Here is a 25,968-nt window from a genome sequence, read left to right as displayed (position 1 = left end):
TGCTTAAGCTAGGCCACCAGCACCCTCGGGCCGGACGACCTCTGATCCGCATCGTATTGCGCCTGCAGCAGTCCGACGATCTCGGCGTTGGGGCGCGGCCGGCTGAACAAAAAGCCCTGTCCTTCGTGGCAGCCCTCGGCGCGCAGGCAGCGCAGCTCGGCCTCGGTTTCGACGCCCTCGGCGGTGATGGTCACGCCAAGCCCCTTGCCAAGGCTGACGATCGAGCGGACGATCGCCTGGGCCTCGCGGTTGGCCGCGAGATCGCGAATGAACGACTGGTCGACCTTGATCTTGTCGAACGGAAAGCTGCGCAGATAGCTCAAGCTGGAATAGCCGGTGCCGAAATCGTCCATCGAGATCCGCACCCCGAGCGCGCGCAACGCATGCAACGTCGCGAGCACCTGGCCGCTCTTTTCCAACACCAGGGTCTCGGTGATCTCGAGCTCGAGCCGCGTCGGCGGCAGGCCGGACTGCTTCAGCACGTCCATCACCTGCGACAGCACATTGCCGACCCGAAACTGCAGCGGCGACAGATTGACGGCGACACGAACGTCGTCGGGCCAACTCGCCGCATCAAAGCAGGCCTGGCGCAGCATCAGCCGACCGAGGGCGGAGATCAACCCGGTTTCCTCGGCGATCGGAATGAACTCCGAGGGCGGGATCATGCCGCGCTCCGGATGCGGCCAGCGCACCAGCGCCTCGAAGCCGGTGATGCGCCCGCTCGAGAGGTCGATCAGCGGCTGATAGTAAGCCTGCAGGACTTCGCGCCGGATCGCATCGCGCAATTCGATTTCCATCTTGCGGCGGCTTTGGGCGCGCGCATCCATGCCCGCCTCGAAATAGCTGAACGTGCCGCGCGTCTCGCTCTTGGCGCGTGACAGCGCCATATCGGCGTTCTTCAGCAGCTTCTCGGCGTCGTCGCCGTCGCTGGGCGCCATGGCGATGCCGACCGTGGCCCCGATCACGATGGAATGACCGTCGAGCAAATAAGGATCGGCGAGCGCCTGCAACAGCCGCCGGCACAGCTGCGCGGCATCCTCCGGGCGGCTCAGGCCACCCTGGACCACCGCGAACTCGTCCGAATTGAGACGCGCCACGATGTCCTTTTCGCGCAGAACCGACCGCAGCCGCTTGGCGACCGCGCGCAACAACTTGTCGCCCACGCCGTGGCCCAGCGTGTCGTTGACAGACTTGAAACTGTCGAGCCCGAGCACCAGCACCGCCATCTTGTCGGAGCCGCGCCGCGTCTGCGCCAGCATGTCGTCCATCTGCTGACGCAGCAGGTTGCGGTTGGGCAGGCCGGTCATCGCATCGTGCTGGGCCAAGAACGCAAGCCGCGCCTCCGCCCGCTTGCGTTCGGTGATGTCCATCAGCGCCAGCAGAACCGCGGGCCTCTCCTCATAGACGAGGTGCCGCGAATAGATGGCGAGATCGATCAGGGCGCCGTCGGCGCGCACATGCTTCCAGGTCCGCGCGGCCTGCTCTTCGCTCGGGCGCTCATTGGCCCAGGGCGGATCGCTCTCGAAGGCCTGCAGGTTGCGGATGCCGAGTTGCTTGAACTCGGCCCGGCTGTAGCCGTAGTGCTCTGCGGCCGCGTCATTGACGCCAAGGACCTGCCCATCGTCCTGCGCACAGACGATCATCGGAACAGGATTGCCGTCGAACAGGAGGCGAAAGGACTCCTCGCGCTGCTTCAACGCGGTGATATCGACGCGCAGCCCGATAATGCCGCCATCGTCGGTCAGACGCTCCTCGATCAGGATGACACGGCCGTCCGACAATTTCTGTTCGTGAGGCCCGCACGGATGAAACAGCTTGTCGAGCCGATCGGAGACCCATTCGTCTTCCCGCCCGATCGCTTCGGGGTAATCGCCGCGCGCAATGCCGACCCGGATCGTATCCTGCAGCCGCGCACCCGGCTGGAACTGGTCCGAGCTGCGATTGTAGATCTCGGCGTATTTCTTGTTCCAGAGGATGTAACGGCCTTCCGCATCGAGGAAGACGATGCCTTGCGGCAGAATATCGATCGCCTCGACCAGGCGTTCGTGCGCCTTTTGGGCGTCGGCAATGGCGGCCGCAGCTTCGGCGCGGGTGCGTGCGATCTCCTCCGCTTCAATCGGCGGCGAGGCCGCCAGCGTCGGGAGCAATGGATTGGGTTTGACGGGACGGAACTGCGCGCGTGCCTGCGGCACCCGCATCGGTTTCTTTCGCTTCATTGGCCTGATGGGCCGCATGCACCGCCTCACTCAACTTACTCAATCACGATGTTGTCGGCCAAGGTCTGAAAAAATGGTATCTCGTTCCGCCGACGGTTTTGCTATGCAACCTGAAGGCGATGCCTTGAAAACAGCGCGAGCCCCCGTCGCACAAGCGGATCACAAGCGGTCTACAACCGACGATAAGCAGGACGAAACGCCGGGTGGTAATAATCCCGCATACCGAGTAATGGAGAGAAATGAACGCGCGCAGAGGCACACCCAAGGCGTGTGTTCCACGGCCGACGCGGGAAACCGCCGAGTTGGGATCAAGGTTGCCAAGCGCTTAATGGCGCGGTGCATCTCACATGCCTCCGCCCGTCGAGCTGCGTTCCATCCGCCGATCGGCGGCGGCTCCAGGAACGAGGACCGTCCGAGCACCTGGCTGAGCGCGGGACCCGGCGCGGCAAAATGGGCAGAAGCGACGACCTGTGGTATGGTCGACAGAACAGAGTGATCCGATGCAAGCTCGCCCTCCTCTGATCGCGCTTCTCGCCATCATCGCCACGTTGACCGCGTGGCCTGCCTCGGCGCAGGACAAGGGCAGCGTCGATCCGAAGCCGCTGCCTCCGCTGGAGCACCCGGACGATCCCGACACGCCTGCAAAGGAACTGTTCGCGCGCAAGCTGCTGTCTGCGGCGCTGCCGACCAAGGTGATCGGGACTTACAATCGCGGCTGTCTTGCGGGCGCCGAGCCGATGCCGATCAACGGCGACGCCTGGCAGGTGATGCGGCTGTCACGAAACCGCAACTGGGGACACCCGCAACTGATCGCGCTGCTGAAGCGGCTGGCGGCCAAGGCGCACAAGGACGCCGGCTGGCCCGGCATTCTGGTCGGCGATATCAGCCAGCCGCGCGGCGGCCCGGCTCTGAGCGGCCATGCCAGCCATCAGATCGGGCTCGATGCCGACATCTGGCTGACGCCGATGCCCGATCACCGCCTGTCGCGGGAGGAGCGCGAGGAGACGTCAGCGGTCATGATGGTGCGGGAGGATCGGCTCGACGTCGATCCGCGCGTCTTTACGCCGGGACATCTTGCCGTCATCCGCGACGCCGCGCGGGAGCCGGCGGTTCAGCGCATCTTCGTCAACGCCGCGATCAAGAAGGCGCTGTGCCGCGACGCCAAGGGCGACCGCAGCTGGCTGAGGAAGGTGCGGCCCTGGTGGGGCCACGACTATCATTTCCATATCCGGATCACTTGCCCGCCGGGCGACAAGGAGTGTCACGGCCAGAAGGAGCAGGAGGGCGGCGATGGTTGCAGCGCCGCCGATCTGGCCTTTTGGTTTCAGGACTCGGTGCTGCATCCGCCGCCGCCCAAGGAGCCGCCCAAGCCGGTGCCTCCGATCACGATGGCGCAATTGCCGCCGGAGTGCCGCGCCGTGTTGCATGCGCCGGATGCAAAGACGAATGCCGGGATGGCTAACGGGATTGGGATCACCAAAGCGGGGAACATCCGCTAATATCATACCGAAGCGCCGTAAGCGCTTTCATCATCCGGGATGACGGTCCCGCCCGCAGCTCTCTTGATCAAAAGTCCTCGCCCTGCCGCGGCGGATTGCCTGGTGTCGTCATGTCCATCTCTCGGCCTTCATCTGCCTCTTTTGCGCTTGCACTGACCCTGATCGGCGCCACCACCGCCCTTGCGGCAGAAGAGCCGAGCGGCTGCGATAAGTTCAAATGGCCCATCGACCGCGAACGCGCCGCGTTGACGGCCCCTGATCGCGCGCGGCTCGCCTCGGGCAACGAATTCGCCGCCATCCCCCAATCGGGCTTCACACTCGGCCTGGTCCCACCAGCCGAGGCGAAGCTGCCCTCCGCGCCGGAACGCGCGCCGAAGGACGGCACCTTCGCCGGCTTTGCGCGGATCACGACCGCACCGAAGCCCGGCATCTACACCATCAGCCTCTCCAGCGGCGGCTGGATCGACGTGCTGCAGGACGGACATTTCATCAAGCCGATCGCCTTCAGCGGCGCCACCGACTGCGGCGGGATTCGCAAAACCATGAAATACGAACTCGCGGCCAAGCCCCTCGTGCTGCAGATCAGCGGCACCAAGGAGGACGCGATTTCGATCGCGATCCTGCCCGCGGAATGATGACGCTTCTTGACATCTAAACCCCCGCTACCGAGGCCCAGACATCGGCCAGTTTGCGCTTGAGCTGCTCGGTGCGCGTCGCGACCGGCGCAGCCTCTTCCTCCTCCGGCAGGCGCAGGCCGACGACATTGACCCGTCCGCCCGAGATCGAGCGCGCCACCAGCACGATGGCGTCGAGTGCGAGCGTCGCTCCCTCCTTCGGCGCGTGATCGAGATGGACATCGAAATAGTCGGCGAGCGTGAGCTTGGCCTCGCCTTCGGCCACCTTGACGCCGTAGATCTCCGCGAGCTCCTCGAGCGTGTGCTCGGCCGACACCATGAAATCACCGAGCAGATGCGGATCAGGTGCCGAGGACGGCGGCATGTCGACGAAGAAGCGGTCCAGCGACTCGGCCTTCTCGGGCGGCGCCAGCAGATACAGATAGTCGCCGGGCGCGATCGGGTCGGCTTCGACCGGCGAAAGGATCTGCTCGTTGCGAATCACCAGCGTCGGCTTCGACCAGGACGGGATGAGGCCGCGTCGAAAGAACAGGCTCTTGGCGCGGATCGGATAGCCGACCAGCTGCTGCTCCAGCTGGCCAGGCAGATCGAGCTCGACGCGGCGGGGACCGCGATCGGTGCGCGGGAGCGCCACCTGCAAGCGCCGCGCCGCCGTACCGAGCGTCCAGCCCTGGGCGACCAGTGAGATGATGACCACGACGAAGGCGACATCGAAATAGAGATAGGCCTTGGACAGGCCGACCAGCATCGGGATCGAGGCCAGGAAGATCGCGACCGCGCCGCGCAGGCCGGTCCAGGCCATGAACAGCTTCTCGCGCCAGTTGAAGCGAAACGGCATCAGGCACACGAACACCGCAAGCGGCCGCGCCACCAGCATCAGCACCAGCGCAACGGCGACCGCCGGCACGATGCTGTCGAGCAGCCGCAACGGCGAGACCAGAAGCCCGAGCAGCACGAACATCACGATCTGCGCGAGCCAGGTCGCGGCATCGAGAAACGTCACGATCGAATTGTGGGCGCGGGTCGGCCGGTTGCCGATGATGATGCCGGCCAGATAGACGGCGAGAAAGCCGGAGGCGTGGGCAATCTGCGCCGCGCCGAAAATGACGAGGGCTGCCGTCGTGACGAAGGGGGCGTGCAGGCCCTGCGGCAGCGCCACTTTATTCAGCGCGATCACCACGCAGCGTCCCCCGACGACGCCGAACAAAACGCCCAGGATGGCCTCACGTGCAAGCTCGGCCATGAAATGGCCGAACGAGCCGTGACCGACCGAGATCAACTCGACCAAGGTCAGCGTGAGAAACACCGCAAAGGGATCGTTGCTGCCGGACTCCGCTTCGAGCGTCGCGCCGACGCGGGGACGTAGCCGCAGCCCCTGCGCATGGACCAACAGGAAGACGGCGGCCGCATCGGTCGACGCGACCACAGCGCCCACCAGGAGCCCCTCGGTCCAATTCAAATCCAGCGCGTATTTGGCGACCGGTGCAGTGATGAACGCGGTCAGCAGCACACCAATCGTGGCCAGCACCATCGATGGCGCCAGCACGGCGCGGATGCTTTGAAAGCGGGTCCGCAAGCCGCCGTCGAACAGGATCAGCGCGAGCGCGACCGATCCCACCAGATAGGTGGTCCGCACGTCCTGGAATTCGATATGGCCTGGGCCGGAGTCCCCGGCCAGCATGCCGATCACCAGAAACGCCAGTAGCAGGGGGGCCCCGAACCGCAGCGCGAGCAGGCTCGACAGGATGCCGGCCATGACGAGGACCGCGCCCAGAAGAATGGCAATACTGACGGCGTCGAGAGAGGACATCAAAAGTGCAACTGAATCCGACTGTTACAGTCTTATCGGCGCCATACTCGCCCGCCAACCGGATTTGCGCAAATCGCGGCGATATGTCCATTTTGGGCGGTTACGCGCATCGCCTGTATACTGGTATATGGGCGTCCGCGCGGCCCACTCGTGCGGAAGACCCGCCAATTCCCCGAATCACCACATCGATTCGGGGCTCCGCTCCAATCCGAGAATCCCGATGGACTTCGACCTCAACGACGTTCTGACCGCCCTGCAGACGGCCGCCCGGTCGGTTGGCGCCGAGGTCACCTCGCCCTGGTTCTACCTGCAGTTCGGCCTGCTGCTGGCCGGGGCCGGATTGGCCTTTGCCGCGGGCGCGGCGATCCGCTCCCGCATCGATCTGACCTCGCTGGCGATGGGCTGGCCGGGGCCGCTCAGGCAGTTCCTGCGCGTCCTGGTCGAAAGCCTGACGACGGTGGTTTTCGTGATCCTGATGCGGATCGCTCGCACGGTCATGGTGCTGTGGACCTGGCCGAGCCGCAGCTATCTGCTCGCAGTCGCATTGAAGCTTGCGCTCGCCTGGCTCGTGATTCGGCTCGTCACCTCGGTGATCCGCAACACGCTGCTGGTGCGGGTGGTGTCGATCTCGGCCTGGCTCGTCGCCGCGCTCAGCATCATCGGCCAGCTCGACGCCGTGCTCGACGCCCTCGATTCGGTGTCGGTGGTGCTGGGCGGCCTGCGACTGACGCCGCTCCTGGTCATCAAGCTCGGCGTGCTGCTGATCGCAGCCCTGTGGCTGACCAACATCGCCAGCAATTTCGTCGAAGGCCGCATCACCCGCTCTACCGATCTCACGCCGTCGATCCAGGTGCTCCTGATCAAAATGGTGCGCATGGGGCTGCTGATCCTGGCGGTCGCGATCGCCTTGAGCGCGGTGGGCATCAATCTCTCGGCGCTGGCGATCTTCTCGGGCGCCGCGGGCGTCGGCATCGGTTTCGGCCTGCAGAAGATCGTCGCCAATTTCATCAGCGGCATCATCCTGCTCGCCGACAAATCGGTGAAGCCGGGCGATCTCGTCACCATCGGCGACAGTTCCGGGCGCATCAGCGCCATGAACACCCGCTACATCTCGGTCGCCGCGGGCGATGGCCGCGAATTCCTGATCCCCAATGAAGACCTCGTGACCCAGAAGGTGACCAATTGGACCTACACCGACAAGAACACGCTGGTGAAGGTCAATTTCGGCACCAATTACGACGCCGATCCCAGGCTCGTTTGCAAGCTCGCGATCGGAATCGCCGCGGCCACGCCGCGGACCCTGAAATCCAAGCCGCCGAACTGCCTGCTCACCGAATTCACCGAAGCCGGGATGAAATTCTCGCTGACGGCCTGGATTTCCGATCCCGGCGACATGGACAGCATCAAGAGCGAGATCATGCTGTCGCTCTGGGACGCCTTCAAGCGCGAGGGCATCCGCGTGCCCTATCCCGTGCGCGAAATCCGCGTCCGTGGCGGGGCGCTCCCCGTGGAAACCACGGTGGAAGTGCCGACGGGCTAGGCTCCGGTGCTCCCCGCGCTTGCGCGGGGCGCTACGATCATTAAATTAGACCCTTAAACCAGCGAATTCTCGGGAACAAACCGCGCCCATGAGCTACATCGAAGCCACCGACAACGCATTGCGCAAGACCGGCCAAATCAAGCTGCACGGAGCGGCCGGCTTTGCCGGCATGCGCAAGGCCGGCCGGCTGGTGTCCAAGTGCCTCGACGAACTCACCGACCTCGTCAAACCCGGTATCCCGACCTCGCGAATCGACGAATTCGTCCGCGAGTTCGCCTTCAGCCATGGCGCCTATCCGGCCACGCTGATGTATCGCGGCTATCGCTATTCCACCTGCGTCTCGATCAATCACGTCGTCTGCCACGGCATGCCGAGCGATCGCCCGTTGAAGGAAGGCGACATCGTCAACATCGACGTCACCTTCATCGTCGACGGCTGGTACGGCGACTCCAGCCGGATGTACGCGGTGGGCGCGATCTCGCGCAAGTCGGAGCGGCTGATCGAAGTGACCTATGAATCGATGATGCGCGGCATCGCCGCGGTCAGACCCGGTGCCACCACCGGTGACATCGGACATGCGATCCAGAGCTTCGTCGAGCCGCAGGGGATGAGCGTGGTGCGTGACTTCTGCGGCCATGGCCTTGGCCGCCTGTTCCACGACGAGCCGAACATCATCCATGTCGGGCGACCCGGCGAAGGCGTGCCGCTCAAGCCCGGCATGTTCTTCACGATCGAGCCGATGATCAATCTCGGCAAGCCGCATGTGAAGATCCTCTCGGACGGCTGGACCGCGGTGACCCGCGACCGTTCGTTGTCGGCGCAGTTCGAGCATTCGGTCGGCGTGACCAATGACGGTGTCGAGATTTTCACGCTGTCCGAGCGTCACGGCGAGAAGCCTTTCGTCCAAGTCTGACATGTAAGTCTGACGTCTAAGTCGATCGTCCAAATCTGGGCGGCGCCTCCCGTCGGCTTTGGCCGCCTCGTGCGGCGGTCCGATTGTTGCCATCCCGCGCTGATGGAGTGCAGCCTCCATCGCGCGAGAGGAGGCATGCTTGACACACGCAACACGCCGGGGATTTCTGGGCCTCGCCTCTGCCGGAGCAGCAAGCCTGTTGCCGGCCGGTCCTGGGCGCGCCGCGGAGGCGACCGCTTCCGCTGTCGACGACTCCTGCATCCTGACGCCGCAATCCGAAGAAGGGCCCTATTACCTCGACCCGAAGCTGGTGCGCGCCGATATCACCGAAGGCCGGCCCGGCGTGCCCTTATCATTGCAGCTGCGCGTGATCGAAGCCGGATCATGTACGCCGATCGCGGGCGCGCGGGTCGATATCTGGCATTGCGACGCGCACGGGCTCTATTCGGCGTTTCGCGACCAAGGCGACGGGCACAATATCGACCAGACCGGCAAGACATTCTTGCGCGGCACGCAGCTTGCCGATGCCGCGGGCTGGGCCGCGTTCAGCACCATCTATCCAGGCTGGTATGCGGGACGTGCCACGCATGTCCATTTCAAGGTGTTCCTGGATGAGCATACCGCGTTGACGGGACAGACCTTCTTCCCGGAAGCACTGAACGAATTCATCTACAACAATGTGCCCGACTACACGGGACGGCCGAAACAGCGCCTGGTGATCAACGCCAATGATCGGGTCGCCACACAAGCCGATCCCGACCACCGCGCCTATTGTGCGGTGAAGGAGGAGCGCGACCGCTATGTCGCGCTGCTGACGCTGGCGGTCGATCGCAATGCGAGGCCGAGCGCCGACATCATGCCGAGCGGTCCGCCCACCCGCGCGCCGTGGATCAAGGATCGCCTGGCCGCGCTGGTGCCGGGCCTGAGGCGCAGCCCGTTCTGACTGCCGCTCCGTTCTTAGTTGCGCCGGCAGCCGCAGGCGCGGCTGCGCGCGACGCCCGATCGTGCCGCATCGGCGACGACGAACAAACTTGTCCGGTAGAGGCCCTGTCATGGCCGAGATATGGCGGCCCGAGTCCGCCAGCTACACACCGTAACCGGACCATTACACGCGTAACCATCGCATTTCGACGCGACATTCTCCCGTAGCCGACATTGCCGAGGCGTGCCGCATCAGGCCGTTCGTCGGCGTCCAGCCGAGCGCTGGCCCGCCTTCGCCGACACCTGAACGGATCCGTCGGACAATCATGGAGGCTCGCATCGTGTCGTACAATTTCCTGCTCGCATCATGGGGCACATCCGGCAACCTCAATCCTCTGCTCACGGCCGGCCGCCAGCTTCGGCAGAGGGGGCACCTCGTCAGGGTGATGGCCGACCCGGCGATGCGTGACGAGGTCCTGGCCGCTGCATTCGATTTCGTGAGTTGGGATCGCGCTCCGGTCGGCAACGACGCAGACCCGACCGACTTCGCCAATATGGGAGACTTGATCAAACGTACGGTATTCGAGCCGGCGACGCGCTATGCAGCCGACATCCGCGACGAACTCGGCAGGGCTGAAACCGACGCCGTTCTAAGCCTGGATATCGTGCTCGGAGCCGAAGCCGCCGGCGCCCCCGCAGCAATGCTCTCGCCGCACATCGGCATTCGACCTCTGGCCGGCCAGCCGCCCGCCACCAGCGGCTTAGGCGCGGCGAAGACCCTGCAGCAACGCGCCGAAATCGATGCTGCCAACCAACGGTTCTCGGATTTCATGAACGAGTTCCTGCCGGATCTCAACGAAAGCTGTGCGCATCTCGGCGTTGCCGGCGTCAGCCATGTCATGGACCTGTTCGACCGGCCGGCTCGCGTGTTGTTGGCGACGAGCCGCGCGTTCGACTTCGAGGCCGACTGGCTTCCCACCAACGTCAGATATGTCGGGCCGCTGCTCGACCAGCCCAGCTGGTCGGAGCCTTGGCGCGCCCCGTGGAAGGCGACCGTCAAGCAGCCGCGCGTGCTGATCAGCTGCAGCACCGGCGCGCAGGGCCAAGGCGAGCTGGTGCAGCGGATCATCGATGCCATGGGCCTCATCGAGGTCGAGGCGGTCACGACCGCCGGCCCCAATGTCGATGTCGCAAGCCTGAAGGCGCCGAATAACGTCCACCTGCTACGCAGTGCGGCATGCTCTCGCTCGAGCTCTGCGGCCGCCATCCGGACCTCGCGAGCGGCCTGATCATGATCGACTCGATCGTGCTGCCTCCGAGCCACCTCCGGGAGGCGCCTGCCATTCGCCAATTGGTCGAAGGCATCAGCGGACCGAATTATCTGGCCACCTCGCGGGCGAATGCCTGGGAGATCGGCTGCGACTATGACGATCCGGCCCGGCGTAAGGCGATCTTCGACGCGTATATCCGTCCGCCCTGCGAGGCCACGCCGCAGTATGTCGCCGTCTCGGCCTTCGTCAACGCCCTGTCACACGACCCCGAACCGGCGGCCGCGACCTGCCGGCTGCCCATGGCCTACATCTCCGCCGATGTGCCGATGGTCAACATGGCGCGCGACCTCGACCGCCTGCAGCAGCTGTGTCCGCAGCTCGTCGTCGCCAAGACGATGCTGGCCGGTCATTTCAATACGATCGAGGTGGCCGACCAGGTCAATGCGATGATCGAGCGTTTCCTGGCGGTGGGGATGAGGCCGCGCGCCCCCTGACGCGATGTGAGAGCGTCCGCGGGCGGCGCGCCAGTTACACTTGGCGGTTGCAAATTCCTCGCCGCAAGGCATGCTCCCCCTCCGATGTCCAGCGAGCCCAAACATCCCACCGAGAGCGCCGAGCCGCCGCATTATCACGGCCATCGGCAGCGGTTGCGCGAGCGCTTCCATGCGGCCGGCGCCGACGCGCTGAGCGACTATGAGCTGCTCGAGATGGTGCTGTTCGCGGCGCAGCCGCGACGCGACATGAAGCCGCTTGCGAAGGCGCTGTTGAAGAAGTTCGGCTCCTTCGCCGAAGTTATTCACGCACCTGGACCGCTGCTGCGCGAAGTCGAGGGCGTCGGCGAGGCCGTCGTCACGCAGCTCAAGCTGATCGCAGCCGCCGCCAGCCGGATCGCTAAAGGCGAGTTGAAGCAGCGCCACGCTTTGTCATCGTGGCAGGAGGTCATCACCTATTGCCGCACCAGCATGGCCTTCGCCGAGAAGGAGCAGTTCCGGCTCCTGTTCCTGGACAAGCGCAACCACCTGATCGCCGACGAGGTGCAGCAGACCGGTACCGTCGATCACACGCCCGTCTACCCGCGCGAAGTGATCAAGCGCGCGCTCGAACTCTCCGCCACCGCGATCATCCTGGTGCACAATCATCCATCCGGCGATCCGACGCCGTCGCAAGCCGATATCCGCATGACGAAGGCGATCGTGGATATCGCCAAGCCGCTCGGCATCGCCGTGCACGATCACATCATCGTCGGCAAAAACGGGCATTCCAGCCTGAGAGGCCTGCAGCTGATCTAAATGCCGCCTCGTTTCCCTTTCGGACCGGTTGTCAGCCGAACGCGGCGACGCTATACAATCTCAAGATGTAACAAAATTTATTTGTCGAAGGCGACCGTGCGCCCTCTCACCGGCGCACGCCGATATTGCAACAGATATATAATGCAATTGCCATGCGCCGCAGCAGCATTTTTCATGCCTTCGCTTTTCTAGCTCCGTTCATCTCCGTCCTCCTGGCGGGCACGCATTCGCCGGCTGCCGATGAACTACCGATTCCGCCGGTTCTCCAGGCCAAGAAAGGACCGCTCGAGATTCTGCTGGTTGCCCGCGAGCAGAGACTGGCAGAGCTGCCAGGCTCTCCGGTCGGCTGGGTCTACGAGGCATGCCTCCAGAAGGATGCGGGTCCGGATGCGCGACGCTGCCCTGGCAAGAAAGGATCCTCCGGCAAGAGAAGCACCTGTCCAACCGTTGAGGACGAAGCGGTAAGCCCTTATGGCGGCGTCCGGCTACAGCTTGCACGAACGCAACGGCTCAAGGTTCGCCTCGTCAATTGCCTCCCGGCGGTCATGAAGGACGTGCCGCAAGGCGAGTTCAAGCACGTCGGCGAGAACGGCGAGACCTTGCTGCATTACAATCCAACCAACCTGCACACCCATGGGCTCATCGTCGAGCCACGTCGAGCCGACGATCCGGGCGACAGCTACGGTGACTACATCTTCGTGCTCGGCATCAATCCGGCCAATGATCCGCCGAGCCAGCTTGCGCACAGGGCTGATCCGGCGGGTTCGGCGATGCACCATGGCGGCGATCATGCCAGCCAATTCGACATCACGCCCGACGGGGTGATCAACTACGATATCGACCTCGTCGATCATCCCGAGGGACTGTTCTGGTTTCACCCGCATGCCCATGGGCTGGCGCTCAACCAGATCACGGCCGGCCTCGCCGGTATCATCACCGTCGGCAGCGTTTCGCAATATCGCTGCGGCGCCAAGCCTTGCGAACCCGATAAAGTGAAAGTCCGGCATCTGGTGCTGAAGGACACCCAGCTTCGCGCCGACGGCACGTTGAAGCTGCAGGAAGATCCGAAGTTCTGCGGCGAGCTTGAGCCGCAAGGCACCGCCGTTCTCGGCAAAGGCTTATGTCCGGGCGCGCAACAGCCGACCGATTACTCGCAAGGCAAGTGGCTCTTCACCATCAACGGCGCCATCGACCCGACATTGTCGGTCGATTCCGCAGGAGAGATCTGGCGCATCGCAAACACGTCGGGGAGTGCAACCTACTCGCTCGCATTGCAGGACGACGCGAGCGGACGCGACCTCCAGTTCCAGGTGCTGTCAATCGACGGTGTCAGCCCGGATGTCGGATCACAGATACCGACCGCGCGTCTGCAAGCGCTGTTTGCGGACAAGCTGAACATTTCCGAATGCGTTGCCTCGGCCGGGGCGCCCACTGCGGCCGGGCGGAGCAAGCCGGTATGCGCCGATCGGATCCGGATGATGCCGAGCTCGCGCGTCGACGTCTGGGTTTCGCGCAAGAGCGCCGGAGTCGCGGACGGAAAGGCCAGTGCCGCACTACGCAGCTACAATTTCAATACCGGCAGCGCTGGCGACACCTGGCCCGGCATCGAGCTGGCGCGTGTCGCTTTTGCTCCTGCCCTGGCCGCGCAAAAGCCGCTCTCCTATCTCGGCATCGAGGCGCAGGCCAAGACGATGTTCGGACCTCAAGGCGCGCTCGGACAGGTTGCCAAGACGCGCGTCAGTGGGCTGGAAGAACCGACGCCGATTTCACGCCTCGCCGCGCCGTCGCAGGCGCGCGTTGGCCCATCGCAACATGCGGCATTCGCGGCGAGACTGGCCGAGCTCAACGCTCCCCGGAAATATGCGCCCTGTTCCGCGCTTGCGCCGGACCGGGTGCGGCAGGTAATTTTCGGACTCCCGAACGAAGACCCGAACAGCCTCTCATTCGGATTGGGCTACCGCGAGGTCGGGAGAGATCAAGCGCTGACGGCGCCGACCGGCGATCTGGCGATCAAGGTGTTTGATCATGCGGCGGCGCCTGCCGTTTGCCTGCCGCTTGCAGCGGGCGGGAAGGGCGTGACCGAGCGCTGGGAGCTCATCAACATCGCCGCTGAAGACCACAATTTCCACATCCACCAAAGCCGGTTTTCGGTCGTCGCGACGCAACTGCCCGGCAACACCGATCGACCGGCGAACGGCCAATCGTCTCCTCCTGACGCAGAGCCCATTGTCCTGCATGACAACATCCCGCTGCCCAGCGGGACCGGCTGTGACGGGACGGTCGGGGCATGGAAGCGAGGCAGTTGCCGTCCGAGCCGGGTGGTGGTCGATATCACCTTCAAAGAGGCCGGCGACTTTGTCTTCCACTGCCACATCCTCGAACATGAAGACGGGGGCATGATGGCCAAGATCAGCGTCGTGCCGCCTTCGCCGTGAAGGCGCGGTTAGGCGGGCGGGGGCAGCCGCAGAGGCGAATCCGTTGCGATCGGCCCTGCTGTCCCGTGCTGCCGGTTCGAGCGCGCAGCGCGGATTTGAACCGGGGAGGCTGCTGCGCCAACTCAGTTCCGTAACGCTTTCCGCGCATGGAGATTTCGAATGCAGGCAAGGCTGATCGGCGTGGTCCTCGGCGCCGCGCTCTCGGTGAGTTCGGCCCTGGCCGAGACCGCGAACCCGAACGACTGCCTCGGAATCGACTGGGACGACACGCGTCCCCTGACGGTCGCGAAGGTCACGGCGCAGCCGCGGGTCAACTTCATCAAGAGCCCTTATGATGACGACTTCAAGGCTTCGACCTGCCCCGCCGCCACGGAGGCCTGCCGGAGAGCGGCCTATCTCGTGACCAATGATCTCGTGCTCGTAGGCAAGGTCTCCGGCGAATTCACCTGCATCACCTATCAATCGCCGACGGCGAAAAAGCAGACCTGGAGCAGGGGTTGGCTGCCGAACGCAGCGCTGACCACTGTCGCACCGATGACCACTCCGACGCTTTCGGACTGGCTCGGCAGCTGGGAGCATCCGGGCGGCGGCATCACGATCGCCAAGGGCGAAGGCGGCAAGCTCAGGATCGACGGCGTGCAGGTCGTGCCGACCGCGCGCGACTTCCACAATGGCGCGATCGGCGCGCAAGCCGCGCCGAAGGACGGCATGCTTGCATTCGTGGACGACGGCAGCACGCCGTTCGAGCGCCCGAATCAGGGCGACGAATGCCGCGTCCGCATGCAGCGGATCGGCCTGTGGCTGCTGGTCGAAGACAACAACGATTGCGGTGGCGCCGGCGTCACATTTACCGGGCTTTACCACCGCAAGTAACAGATGCGACCATCAAGAGCCGTCGCGCCGCAGGCCCGCGAGGCTCAATAGCAATAGCGCGGATGCACCCGGACATAGGCGCCGTCCGGGCGCTGCAGGTAGCAGCCTCTCTGATAGTAGTAATAGCCGCCACGGCGGCGCTCGCCTTCGGCGGCGATTGCAGCACCAGTGCCGGCGCCGAGCACCGCGCCGATCGCCGCGCCGCGGCCACCGCCGATCGCGCCGCCGATGATCGCACCACCGGCGCCACCCAGGATGGCACCGCCCAACGCATCTTGCGCTGCAGCCTCATGAAGCGGCGCGGCAAGCGCGAGCCCGAGCACGGCCAACGTCCCGAAGCGCGTCGCGATATGTCGGATCATGTTAACCCCTCCATTTCAATTCGAAATTGCTTACACCATTCGTGGCTACGGCTCTTTGGCGTAGATCAAGGCACGGTCAAGGCACCGATCGCAAAGTTGACGTGATGATCACTGTCGCAGCATCATCAGCGGATTGGCGCTGTCGGGCACCAGCCGCCACTGGGCGTTGTCATCGGCCTCGAAGCGCCAGGTCTCGCCTCGGTCGGACATCAGGATCATCTGACCGTGCTCGAGCCGCCATTGCGTCGGCGCAAAGGCCGCGACGGCGGCATCGCATTTCGGTTTGAGAAACACCTGGAAATTGTCGTTGCCTGCGTCGTTGTTGGTGAGCGTGAGCCCGCAGATCGTGTCGCCATTGCCGCGCACCATGGCCCAGTCGCCGATCATCTGGTCCATCGACTTCGCCAGTGAACGCGCCGCCGCCAGGTTCTGCAGGATGTAGACACCCTCGCCTTGGCGCACGCCCTCGAAGATTCCGGTCTCGACTTCGGTGAAATCGATCACGGCTTCACCGGTCGCATCCTGCAGCCGCACGATGTCGAGCCCCCTCACGTTCCAGCCGACGATGTCCTTGGTGAAGGGCAGCGCCGCGGCGCAATTCGGCTCGAGCTCGAGCTTTAATCCACGCGGCGACGAATCCGGCTTCAATGTCACGACGCAGGTCTTGCTGCGCTCGGTCGTCGCGAGCTCCCATTGCCCGATCATCGCCTTCTTCAAGCCCGCGGCATCCTGCGCTGCGACCGGCGCAGGATGCACGCAGCCGAGCAGCAGCGCGAAAAGCAACGGGAGAAGGCGAAGCATCAGCGACCTTTCACCGGCGTTTCCGCCACCGGCGTCAGCGGCGGCTTGCCGGCAAACCAAGCCTTGAGATTGTCGACCACCAGCTGGTCCATGGCATTGCGTGTTACCACCGCGGCTGAACCGATATGTGGCAGCAGCACGACATTTTGCATGCTCTTCAGCTCGTCCGGAACGTTCGGCTCCTTCTCGAACACGTCGAGGCCCGCAGCCAGGATGCCGCCCGACTGCAGGGCGGCGATCAGCGCCTGCTCGTCGATGACGGAACCGCGCGCAACGTTGATGACGACGCCGCTCGGCCCGAGCGCCTTCAACACCTCGGCATTGATCATCTTGTTGGTGCCGGCGCCGCCGGGCACGATGACCACGAGCGTATCCACCGCCTTGGCCATCTCGATCAGGTCCGGATAGTGCTGATAGGCGACCCCGGCCGCGGGTTTCCGCGAGTGATAGACCACCGGCACCTTGGAGGCATCGAGGCGCCGCGCGATCGCTTGGCCGATCCGCCCCATGCCCACCATCCCCACCGTGCGGTTGCGCAGCGAGCCGACGGAGAGCGGATAAGGCTGAGCCAGCCAGAGGCCGGACCGCACGTAACGATCCGCCTTGATGAACTCACGCAAGGTGGCGATCAGAAGCCCCAACGCGACGTCGGCAACCTCTTCGGTCAACACGTCCGGCGTGTTGGTGACGACGAGGCCGTTCTGGCCGGCATGCGCCGCGGCGATGTTGTCGTAGCCGACGCCGAAGCTTGCGATGATCTCGAGCTTCGGAAAGCGCGCCATGGTCGCGGCATCGGCCGTAACCGTATGGAAGGTCATGGCGATGCCGCGGATCGACTCGATCACGCCGGCCGGGAGCCGTTCGAGATCGCCGCGCGTCTCGGCGAAATGCAGATTGAAATTGTCCGGAAAGCCTTTTTCGAGGATCGGCCGCAGCGGCCCGTAGATCAGAAGGTCGATCTTGTCAGACGGAACAGCCGCCATCACATGTCCTTTCCAAGCGCACTTTCATGCCAGCGCCGCAAAACCAGGTGCGAAAATAGCGCCAGCGCGGCGTAGATGACAATCCCGGCTACCGACAACAGGACCAGCGCTGCGAACATGCGTGGAATGTTGAGACGGTAGCCGGATTCCGCAATGCGATAGGCGAGGCCGGAGCCGGCGCCGGCACTGCCGGCCGCGATCTCCGCGACCACGGCGCCGATCAGCGACAGCCCGCCGGCAATGCGCAGGCCGCCCAGAATGTAGGGCAGCGCCGCCGGCAGCTTCAGGTAACGCAAGGTCTGCAGCTTCGAGGCGCGATAGAGCTGGAACAGACCAAGCAGATTGCGATCGACCGAGTTCAAGCCCAACGCCGTGTTCGACAGCACCGGAAAGAAGCCGACGATCCAGGCGCAGACGACGACCGCAGTCTGCTGCGGCAGATAGATCAGAAGCAGCGGCGCGATCGCGATCACCGGCGTGACCTGCAGCACGATGGCGTAAGGGAACAGCGCGTATTCCAGCCATTTCGATTGGTTGAATAGCAATGCCAGCCCAATGCCACCGATCGCCGCTGCGGCAAAACCCTCCGCGGTCGTGATCAGCGTCGTCAGCAGCGATTGCGACAGCACGTTCCAATCTGAAACCAGCGTTTGCAGCACCAGCACCGGGCCGGGCAGCACGTAAGGCGGGATGCCGTTGAACCGAACCACGAACTCCCACATGCCCAGGCCCAAAGCCAGCACCAACACCGGCAGGACGAGGCCGAGCGCAGGCCGCAATGCCATTCCCGCGGACGCGTCCGGCGTCTGTTTGGGGAGCGGGCTCACAGGGCCGACGCTCCCGAATAGGCCGGCGCCAACGCCTCCGATACGCGGCGGCAATGATCGGCATAGGCGACGGAGGTCCTGAAGTCGTCGCCGCGCGGCTCTTCGGCTGCGATGCGGATCTCCGCGCCCAAGCGGCCCGGCCGCGCCGTCATCACCAGGACGCGCTGCGACAGATAGACGGATTCGAACACCGAATGGGTGACGAAGATCACCGTCATGCGCAAGCTCCGCCACAATGCCAACAGATCGTTGTTGAGGCGGAAGCGGGTGATTTCATCGAGCGCCGCGAACGGCTCGTCCATCAAGAGAATCTCAGGACTGGTGACCAATGCACGCGCCAGCGACACCCGCATCTTCATGCCGCCGGACAACTCGCGCGGAAATCGCCCGGCAAAGTCGGCCAGACCGACTTGTTCAAGCGCCGCCTCGATCTTCGGCCGCGCCTCCACCGCAGGCATATGCGCAAGCTTCAGCGGCAATCCGACGTTCTCGCGCACGCTGGTCCACGGCATCAAGGTCGGTTCCTGGAACACGAAGCCGATGCTGTGATCCGGCCGTGAAGCGCTTGCGCCCTCTGCCAACATGACGCTGCCGGTGGTCGGCGCGGCAAGCCCGGCGATCAACCGCAAGGCGGTCGACTTGCCGCAGCCCGAGGGCCCAAGCAGCGAGATGAATTCGCCCCGCGCGACATCGAGGTCTAGCGGCCCGAGCGCCATCACCCCGCTATCATAGGTCTTGGTGACGCTGCTCAGCCTCACGGCCGGCGCTGGAGCGATGCGGGAAGGAACAGACGGAGACAGGTCAGCCATCGCGTGTGCGGCGTTTCGCGCGGGATCAATTCTTCGGCCGCAGATCGAGGCCGACGCCCTTGTTGACGAAGCGCAGCGTATAGGACTTGCGATAATCGATAGTGGGCTTGACCACGCCGGCCCGCACCATTTTGTCGAAGAAGCTGGTAACCCGCTCGTCGTTCATCGCGCCGATCCCGTCGCGTAAGGAATCGCCGGAATCGACGATGCCATATTCCTTCATCTTGGCGACCGAATAGGCCAGCAGGTCGTCGGTCATTTCGGGATTGAGCTTCTTGATCATCGCGTTTCCGGCGGAATTGTCGCCGTAGAGATAGTGATACCAGCCGACGATCGAGGCATCGACGAAGCGCTGCACCAGATCTGGCTTCTTCTCGACCATGTCCCAGCGCGTCTCGATCAGGGTCGAATAGGTGTTGAAGCCGTAATCGGCGAGCAGGATCACGCCCGGCTTGAAGCCCGCGGCACGCTCCACGGCAAACGGCTCCGACGTCACATAGCCTTGCATCGCGCTCTGCGGGGTGGCGATGAAGGGCTGCGAGTTGAATGTGTAAGGACGGACGTTCTTCTCGGAGAAGCCGTATTCGGATTTCAGCCATTGATAGTAGCTCGAGATCCCCTCCTTGGAGACGAATAAAGTCAGCGGCTTCAGGTCCTCGAGCTTGCCGACCTTCGATTCCGGGTGGGTCAGAAACACCTGGGGGTCCTTCTGAAACATCGCGGCGATCGACACCACCGGAACGTTGTTGGCGACCGCGTCGAACGACATCAGCGTGTTCGCGGCCATGAAGAAATCGAGCTTGCCTGCGATCAGGAGCATGCGATTGTTGTCGTTCGGCCCGCCCGGCACGATGGTGACGTCGAGGCCATATCGCTTATAGGTGCCGTCGGCGAGCGCCTGGAAGAAGCCGCCATGCTCGGCTTCGGCCACCCAATTGGTGCCGAAAGAGACCTTGTCGAGGGTCTCGGCCGCCGCAGGTGCAAACGTCACCGTCACGGCCAGCCAAGCCGCCGTTAACATTCGGAACAGAAGCGCCTGCGCCATGATTGGACTCTCCGGTTCATTCTGGCCCATGATGGGGTTGGTGGAGTACTAACCCGGCCAACCGACGAAAGAAACAATGCTTCCCATGCCCTTCCCGCCCCGCGACTGGACCGCCATTCATTGGCCCGAGCTGGAGACGTCCGATGTCGCGGGCTGGATCGCAGTGCTGCCGCTGGCCGCCACCGAGCAGCATGGGCCGCATCTGCCTCTCGGTACCGATGTCTTGATCGCAGAAGCCTATCTCGCTGCGGTTCGCGATCTCTTATCGGACAAACTGGCGGTGACGTTTCTGCCGCTGCAACCGGTCGGAATTTCCACCGAGCACATCGATTTTCCGGGCACGCTGACCTTACCGACCGAGGTCGCGCTGAAGAGCTGGTTTGCGATCGGCGAAAGCGTGGCCCGGGCCGGCCTCAAGAAGCTGGTGATGGTCACCAGCCATGGCGGCAACAGCGCGGCCATGACGCTGGTGGCGCAGGATCTGCGCGCAGCGTTCGGCATGCTCGCGGTCACCACGTCGTGGTCGCGCTTCGGCGCGCCGGATGGTTTGTTTGCGGAGGACGAGTTGCGTTACGGCATTCATGGCGGCGCGGTCGAGACCGCGATCATGCTGGCGCGACATCCCGATCTCGTCCGCATGGATGCGATCGCCAATTTTCCGTCCGCGGGGACCGCGATGGAGGCGCGCTATCGCCGGCTGTCGACACAACGGCCGGCGCCAATGGCTTGGCAGACACAGGATCTCAATGCGAGCGGCGCGGTCGGCGATGCGGCGCAAGCGAGCGCCGAAAAGGGCGAACGCCTGATCGCGCACGGTGCGCACGCGTTCTGCGAGCTGCTTGATGACGTCGATAAATTCGACGTGAAGACGCTCGGCAGTGGCCCCGGCGCTCGCGGCTGAGGGCAAGCTAACCGCTTGCTACATAAAAGCGATTTTTTACCACCACACGCCCAGCCCTCGATTCGGACCGCGTCCGAACAGATGGACTCCAAGCGGGCTGGCGGCCACCGCGAGCAGCCCGCATCGCGTCGGCATAGCGTTGCACGGGCGTCACAGAACCGTGCCAACGAAGCACCTGCGGCATTGTGCGCGTTGAACTTGCGAATGATTCGCAATTATGGTTCCGTTACGCGTAACATGCTGCTGGGCCATTTGTGCATTATCCGGCAGAGGAGCGAGTGCGGCTCGTTTTCCTGGTGACAGGGTACGGGCAAATCAGGTCTGACTGAACCCGCAATTGTAATCGCTGCCGCGTGATGCCTTGCTTGGACCAGCCCGCTCAATGATCCGTCTCTACCCTCAAGAGTTTACCTTCGCTTGCGCTGCGCTGGGTGCCGCGGTGATGTTGGCTGACCCAGCCGGCGCGACCGATCTGCCGCTCAAGGCCAAGGCATCGCCCCTCAAGCCCGCTTATGACTGGACCGGCTTTTATCTCGGCGGCCATTTTGGTTATGGCGGCGGCAGCCTCGGGGCGGGCACCAATCCCATTCCCATGCAGGGCGTGCTGTTTCCACATAGTGTGACCGGCCTGATCGGTGGCTATCAGATCGGCTACAACTATCAATTGGCCAACCGGGTCGTGCTCGGGATCGAGACGGATGCGTCATTTCCGAGCCCCGTCGATCAGATCGCGGTTGCACGGCTCACCCCGACGCCGTTCAACACGATGCTCGATTATGTCGGAACGTTGCGCGGCCGCGTCGGCTATACCTTCGATCGCTGGATGCCTTATGTGACCGGCGGTTTTGCCTGGGGTCATCCGCATGTCGAGGTCAATGACGGCAGCGGCGCCATGGTTGGGCAAACCCAGCTGGGCTGGGCGGCGGGTGCGGGTCTCGAATTTGCCGTGAGCGGCAATTGGACCGCCAAGCTCGAATACGACTATATCGACTTGGCGCGCCGCAGCTACAATCTTGACCGCTTCGGCCTGGCGCCGGTGACGGTCGATCCGCAACTGCATCTGGTCAAGGTCGGCCTCAACTATCAGTTCGGTGACAGCCTTTGGTCACCGAAGGCCTCCGAAAATCCCAAGCTGCCCGAGTCCGACAACTGGAACGTCCACGCGCAGACGACCTTCCTGCCGCAAGGCTATCCCAGCTTCTCATCCCCCTATAGCGGTCCGAACAGCCTGCCCGGCCGTGGTCAGCTCCAGTCCACCTGGACCACGACCGCCTTTCTCGGCGTCCGGCTGTGGGACGGCGGCGAATTCTATTTCAACCCTGAAATTGCGCAGGGCTTCGGCCTCGACGGAACGCTCGGCGTTGCCGGCTTCCCGAATGGCGAGGCCCAGAAGGCCGGCGCGGCCTATCCGCGCATTCGTGCGCAGCGCTATTACATCAAGCAGACCTTCGGCCTCGGTGGCGAGCAGGAAGACGTCGCCGACGGCCCCAACCAGCTCGCCGGCAAGCGCGACATCGACCGCGTGACCCTGGTCGTCGGCCGCTTTGCGGTCGGCGATTTCTTCGACAACAACGCCTACGCGCACGATCCGCGCGCCGACTTCATGAACTGGGCGCTGTGGGAAGCCGGTGCCTATGATTTCCCGGCCGATCTTCCGGGCTATACGCGAGGCGCGATGGTCGAGCTCAACCGCAAGGATTGGGCGATCCGCGGCGCAGTGCTGCAGGTGCCGTCACAGCCGAACAGCGACAAGCTCAGCCTCTCCGGTGGCGGAGCGGTCGTCGAGTTCGAGGAGCGCCACAACATCTTCACGCAACCGGGCAAGCTAAGGCTCGGCGTATTCGGCAATCAGGGCGTGACCGGCAATTATCGCCAGGCGCTGGCGATCGAGGCCGGCGATCCGACGCTAGACATCAACAACGTGATGGCGAGCATCCGCCACGTGAATCCGAAATACGGCTTCTATGCCAATCTCGAGCAGCAGGTCATTCCCGATGTCGGCGTGTTCGCGCGCGTGAGTTGGAATGACGGCCAGAACGAGATCCTGTCATTCACCGACATCGACCGCAGTCTCTCCGGCGGCGTCTCGATCAAGGGCAGCTTCTGGGGCCGGGCGAACGATACGATTGGCATCGGCGGCGCCATCAACGGCCTGTCGGCGGCGCATCGCGATTTCCTCGCGGCTGGCGGCACCGGGCTCCTGATCGGTGACAGCAGGCTCAACTACCGGCCTGAGCAGATTTTCGAAGCCTATTACGCCTATCAGGTCACCAAGAACTTCACGGCCACGGCCGACTACCAGTTCATCGCCAATCCCGCCTACAATGCCGACCGCGGGCCGGTCTCGATTGTCTCGGCCCGCCTGCACGCCGAGTTCTGATCGTCTCTGAAGCCTCATCTGGGTGGGCGTCCGTCTCGGATTCACCGTTGATCCAGATCAACGCCGCGAGGGAGGGACGTGGCAGCCTTTGCAGATCTTGATGCAGCAAGGCCAGCCGAGATGACGTCATCGACAAACGGCACTCACTGCGGCGGGCTCGCGGATGACGGGGCCACCTGCTCATGATCGACCTCCGCCGGAGCGATGGGCGAATTGCGGTGACCGAGGGGCTCAGCGCCGAGACCAAGGCTACGCGACCCATCCGTAAGATCGCCCTCGAAGAGCACTATTCGACCCCCGAACTTGCCAAGACATACGTCGCGAGGCCGACTCGGAGCGACACGCTATTCGCGGACATCGAACGCCGCCTCGCCGACTTCGACCAGCTGCGGCTGGAGGCGATGGACGCCGCGGGCATCGAACTTTCCGTGCTGTCGGTTACCACGCCGGGCGTTCAGGCGGTCGCGGATACTGATCTGGCAATTCGCCTCGCGCGCGAGGCCAACGACGTGCTGGCGCGGCAAGTACAGAAGCGACCGCACAGATACGCGGGCTTTGCCCATCTTCCCACACAGGATGGCGTCGCCGCCGGAGCTGAATTGGAGCGCGCGGTCAGGGAGCTCGGCTTCAAAGGCGCGCTCATCAACGGGCAGACCGCCGGGCACTATCTCGACGCCGACATGTACCTGCCGTTCTGGGAGCGCGTGCACGACCTCGATGTCCCGGTGTACCTCCATCCCGGCCAACTCGCCGACCAACCTGCGATGTTTGCGGGCCGGCCTGAGCTCGACGGACCGGTATGGGCCTGGACCGCCGACACCGCGGCGCACGCGCTGCGGCTCGTTTTCGCCGGTACTTTCAAGCGCTTTCCGCGGTTGAAGATCATCCTCGGCCATATGGGAGAGACACTGCCTCACCTGCTCTGGCGCCTGGATAGCCGCTGGGAGATGGAGCTGGGCGAAAAGCTTCCGCGCGACGATCTGCCCTCCACCATCATCCGGCGCAACATCATGATCACCACGTCCGGCGTCTGCGATCCGAATGCGCTGGTCGGCGCGATTGCCGCGCTCGGCGAAGACAGTGTGATGTTCTCGGTCGACTATCCTTATGAGGATTCGACGACCGCCGGAGCCTTCATCGAATCCGCGCCGATCAGCGAAATCGCGCGCGCTAAGGTGTGCCACGGCAACGCCGAGAAGATCTTGCGCCTATAGCCCCGCTTCAATCGATCGGAGCCGCATCGACCAACCAGAGCAGAGAGAACAGCAAACGTCAGGCCTGCAAGGAGAGAAATCGTGACCAACACCTCACGCCTGCCTGGGCTTTCGCGCCGTCATGTCCTTGCCGGGCTCGCCGCGGCGCCTGCCTTGAGCACGGCCTCCCCGGCGGCCGCACAGACAGCTGGACCGCGCTGGACACCGCAACAGGCCCAGGCCGCATTGAAAGGCGCCAAAGGCACCAAGCTGGTGCTGCTCGGCACCGGCGCCGGTCCGGTGCCCGGCCGCTCTCGGCGGATGACCTCGCACGTCATGCTTAGCAACGGCTCGGCCTATGTGCTCGATTGCGGCATGGGGGTCACGGATCAATACGCACACACCGGTATCCCGTTCAGTGCGCTTCGGTCTATCTTCATCACCCACCACCATGCCGATCACAATATCGAATACGGCCCGTTACTGATCGTCGGTTGGATACACGGTCTGTCGCCCGACGTTCGCGCCTACGGTCCGCCACCGCTCAAGCAGATGACGGAGGACTTCCTGCGCGCCTACAGGCAGACTGTCGATTTCTGGGCTGAGGACTTCCACGCGAAGCCGCTAACTGAAATCAGTGTGAAGGAAATCTCCGGCGCCGGCCCGGTGATGCAGGACGATAACGTCAAGGTCTCTTCGATCGTGGTCGAGCATCCGCCGGTAAAGCCGGCGCTCGGCTATCGTTTCGATTTCAAGGACCGCTCGATCGCCTTTTCCGGCGACACTGCGCCGCTGGAGGCGATCGCGGTGATGGCCAAGGGCGCCGACGTGCTCGTGCATGAGACCATGTACGTTCCAGCCGTGGAGAATTACGTCAAAGCGGAAATCGCCAAAGGGCAGCCGGTCAAGTTCGATGACTTCATGGCGCATATGAAAGCCGATCACACGCCATCGGAGGACGTCGGTCGTATCGCGCAGGAAGCGGGCGTCAAAACGCTGATCATGTCGCATCTCACGCCCCCGCTCGACAGCATTGCCGACGACACTTGGCGCGAGGGGGCGGCAAAATACTTCAAGGGCAAGATCATCGTCGCAAAGGACCTGATGGTCGTGTGAAACGGTCGGGGGAGTTGATCGAAACTTGGAATCTCCTCGTGCTCCGCTTCCGAGGTTCGCTTGATGCGGTCGCCAGCCGGCATTCGGGCGCGAAACGGCGGCCGCGATCCTATATAAGGGAGCCAGGATCGATTCCCGCCGTATCGGCG

At 63.9% G+C, this 25,968-nt stretch carries 22 protein-coding genes; 14 read left to right on the top strand and 8 right to left on the bottom strand.

Annotation, left to right across the window (positions count from 1 at the left end; all coding sequences use genetic code 11):
- Positions 1-8: 8 nt before the first annotated feature.
- On the bottom strand, positions 9-2,234 hold the full coding sequence (locus tag QX071_RS05280) for a putative bifunctional diguanylate cyclase/phosphodiesterase (RefSeq protein ID WP_315701932.1): 2,226 nt from the start codon (positions 2,232-2,234) through the stop codon (positions 9-11).
- Positions 2,235-2,716: 482 nt separating this feature from the next.
- On the opposite strand from QX071_RS05280, the gene mepA reads away from it, so the two are divergent.
- Both mepA and QX071_RS05270 read left to right on the top strand, forming a co-directional pair.
- Positions 2,717-3,715 (top strand): penicillin-insensitive murein endopeptidase, encoded by a 999-nt coding sequence (mepA, locus tag QX071_RS05275; protein ID WP_315701933.1) that lies wholly within the window; start codon positions 2,717-2,719, stop codon positions 3,713-3,715.
- A gap of 110 nt (positions 3,716-3,825) precedes the next feature.
- Positions 3,826-4,350 carry a hypothetical protein gene (locus QX071_RS05270; RefSeq protein ID WP_315701934.1) on the top strand — a complete coding sequence of 175 codons (525 nt, stop codon included), beginning with the start codon at positions 3,826-3,828 and terminating at the stop codon, positions 4,348-4,350.
- A 16-nt stretch (positions 4,351-4,366) separates the two neighbouring features.
- Here the strand turns inward: QX071_RS05270 and QX071_RS05265 are convergent, their stop codons facing one another.
- Entirely contained in the window at positions 4,367-6,160 is a 1,794-nt protein-coding gene (locus QX071_RS05265) for a potassium/proton antiporter (RefSeq protein WP_315701935.1), read from the bottom strand.
- Between the two features lie 220 nt (positions 6,161-6,380).
- On the opposite strand from QX071_RS05265, the gene QX071_RS05260 reads away from it, so the two are divergent.
- The 8 genes from QX071_RS05260 (at position 6,381) to QX071_RS05225 (ending at position 15,402) form a co-directional block, all read left to right on the top strand.
- Positions 6,381-7,700, top strand: a complete 1,320-nt coding sequence (locus QX071_RS05260) for a mechanosensitive ion channel family protein (protein WP_315701936.1) — start codon at positions 6,381-6,383, stop codon at positions 7,698-7,700.
- Between the two features lie 88 nt (positions 7,701-7,788).
- A complete protein-coding gene (map, locus tag QX071_RS05255; RefSeq protein WP_315701937.1) occupies positions 7,789-8,613 on the top strand; it encodes a type I methionyl aminopeptidase in 825 nt (274 codons plus the stop codon).
- A gap of 139 nt (positions 8,614-8,752) precedes the next feature.
- The gene (locus QX071_RS05250; RefSeq protein ID WP_315701938.1) at positions 8,753-9,556 is read left to right on the top strand and encodes an intradiol ring-cleavage dioxygenase; all 804 of its coding nucleotides are present in this window, start codon (positions 8,753-8,755) and stop codon (positions 9,554-9,556) included.
- A gap of 319 nt (positions 9,557-9,875) precedes the next feature.
- The gene (locus QX071_RS05245; protein ID WP_315728026.1) at positions 9,876-10,823 is read left to right on the top strand and encodes a glycosyltransferase; all 948 of its coding nucleotides are present in this window, start codon (positions 9,876-9,878) and stop codon (positions 10,821-10,823) included.
- Positions 10,772-11,299, top strand: coding sequence for an alpha/beta hydrolase (locus QX071_RS05240; RefSeq protein WP_315701940.1), 528 nt, complete (start codon positions 10,772-10,774; stop codon positions 11,297-11,299). Before QX071_RS05245 ends, QX071_RS05240 begins: the two co-directional genes overlap by 52 nt.
- Before the next feature lie 84 nt (positions 11,300-11,383).
- Complete coding sequence (gene radC / locus QX071_RS05235) at positions 11,384-12,094, top strand: RadC family protein (RefSeq protein ID WP_315701941.1); 711 nt, start codon at positions 11,384-11,386, stop codon at positions 12,092-12,094.
- Between the two features lie 545 nt (positions 12,095-12,639).
- Positions 12,640-14,529: a multicopper oxidase domain-containing protein gene (locus QX071_RS05230; RefSeq protein ID WP_315701942.1), complete on the top strand. Its 1,890-nt coding sequence runs from the start codon at positions 12,640-12,642 to the stop codon at positions 14,527-14,529.
- 159 nt (positions 14,530-14,688) lie between these two features.
- Positions 14,689-15,402, top strand: a complete 714-nt coding sequence (locus QX071_RS05225; RefSeq protein ID WP_315701943.1) for a hypothetical protein — start codon at positions 14,689-14,691, stop codon at positions 15,400-15,402.
- 44 nt (positions 15,403-15,446) lie between these two features.
- Here the strand turns inward: QX071_RS05225 and QX071_RS05220 are convergent, their stop codons facing one another.
- From QX071_RS05220 to QX071_RS05195, 6 genes are all read right to left on the bottom strand, one after another.
- Positions 15,447-15,764 carry a hypothetical protein gene (locus QX071_RS05220; protein ID WP_315701944.1) on the bottom strand — a complete coding sequence of 106 codons (318 nt, stop codon included), beginning with the start codon at positions 15,762-15,764 and terminating at the stop codon, positions 15,447-15,449.
- A gap of 108 nt (positions 15,765-15,872) precedes the next feature.
- The gene (locus QX071_RS05215) at positions 15,873-16,469 is read right to left on the bottom strand and encodes an AprI/Inh family metalloprotease inhibitor (protein ID WP_315703117.1); all 597 of its coding nucleotides are present in this window, start codon (positions 16,467-16,469) and stop codon (positions 15,873-15,875) included.
- A gap of 95 nt (positions 16,470-16,564) precedes the next feature.
- A complete protein-coding gene (locus QX071_RS05210; protein WP_315701945.1) occupies positions 16,565-17,548 on the bottom strand; it encodes a 2-hydroxyacid dehydrogenase in 984 nt (327 codons plus the stop codon).
- Positions 17,548-18,333, bottom strand: coding sequence for an ABC transporter permease (locus QX071_RS05205; protein ID WP_315701946.1), 786 nt, complete (start codon positions 18,331-18,333; stop codon positions 17,548-17,550). Before QX071_RS05205 ends, QX071_RS05210 begins: the two co-directional genes overlap by 1 nt.
- Positions 18,334-18,371: 38 nt before the next feature.
- Entirely contained in the window at positions 18,372-19,184 is an 813-nt protein-coding gene (locus QX071_RS05200; protein ID WP_409977475.1) for an ABC transporter ATP-binding protein, read from the bottom strand.
- Between the two features lie 25 nt (positions 19,185-19,209).
- Positions 19,210-20,229 (bottom strand): ABC transporter substrate-binding protein, encoded by a 1,020-nt coding sequence (locus QX071_RS05195; protein WP_315701947.1) that lies wholly within the window; start codon positions 20,227-20,229, stop codon positions 19,210-19,212.
- Between the two features lie 85 nt (positions 20,230-20,314).
- Here QX071_RS05195 and QX071_RS05190 point away from each other — a divergent pair, with 85 nt between their 5' ends.
- From QX071_RS05190 to QX071_RS05175, 4 genes are all read left to right on the top strand, one after another.
- Positions 20,315-21,130, top strand: coding sequence for a creatininase family protein (locus QX071_RS05190; protein WP_315703119.1), 816 nt, complete (start codon positions 20,315-20,317; stop codon positions 21,128-21,130).
- Positions 21,131-21,572: 442 nt separating this feature from the next.
- Positions 21,573-23,510: a carbohydrate porin gene (locus QX071_RS05185; RefSeq protein WP_315701948.1), complete on the top strand. Its 1,938-nt coding sequence runs from the start codon at positions 21,573-21,575 to the stop codon at positions 23,508-23,510.
- A 182-nt stretch (positions 23,511-23,692) separates the two neighbouring features.
- The gene (locus QX071_RS05180) at positions 23,693-24,724 is read left to right on the top strand and encodes an amidohydrolase family protein (protein WP_315701949.1); all 1,032 of its coding nucleotides are present in this window, start codon (positions 23,693-23,695) and stop codon (positions 24,722-24,724) included.
- An 81-nt stretch (positions 24,725-24,805) separates the two neighbouring features.
- Positions 24,806-25,819 (top strand): MBL fold metallo-hydrolase, encoded by a 1,014-nt coding sequence (locus tag QX071_RS05175; RefSeq protein ID WP_315701950.1) that lies wholly within the window; start codon positions 24,806-24,808, stop codon positions 25,817-25,819.
- The last annotated feature ends 149 nt before the right edge of the window (positions 25,820-25,968 follow it).

It is taken from the genome of Bradyrhizobium sp. SZCCHNS1022 (assembly GCF_032484835.1).
GTDB lineage: Bacteria > Pseudomonadota > Alphaproteobacteria > Rhizobiales > Xanthobacteraceae > Bradyrhizobium.
This window is presented reverse-complemented; position numbering and strand designations above follow the sequence as displayed.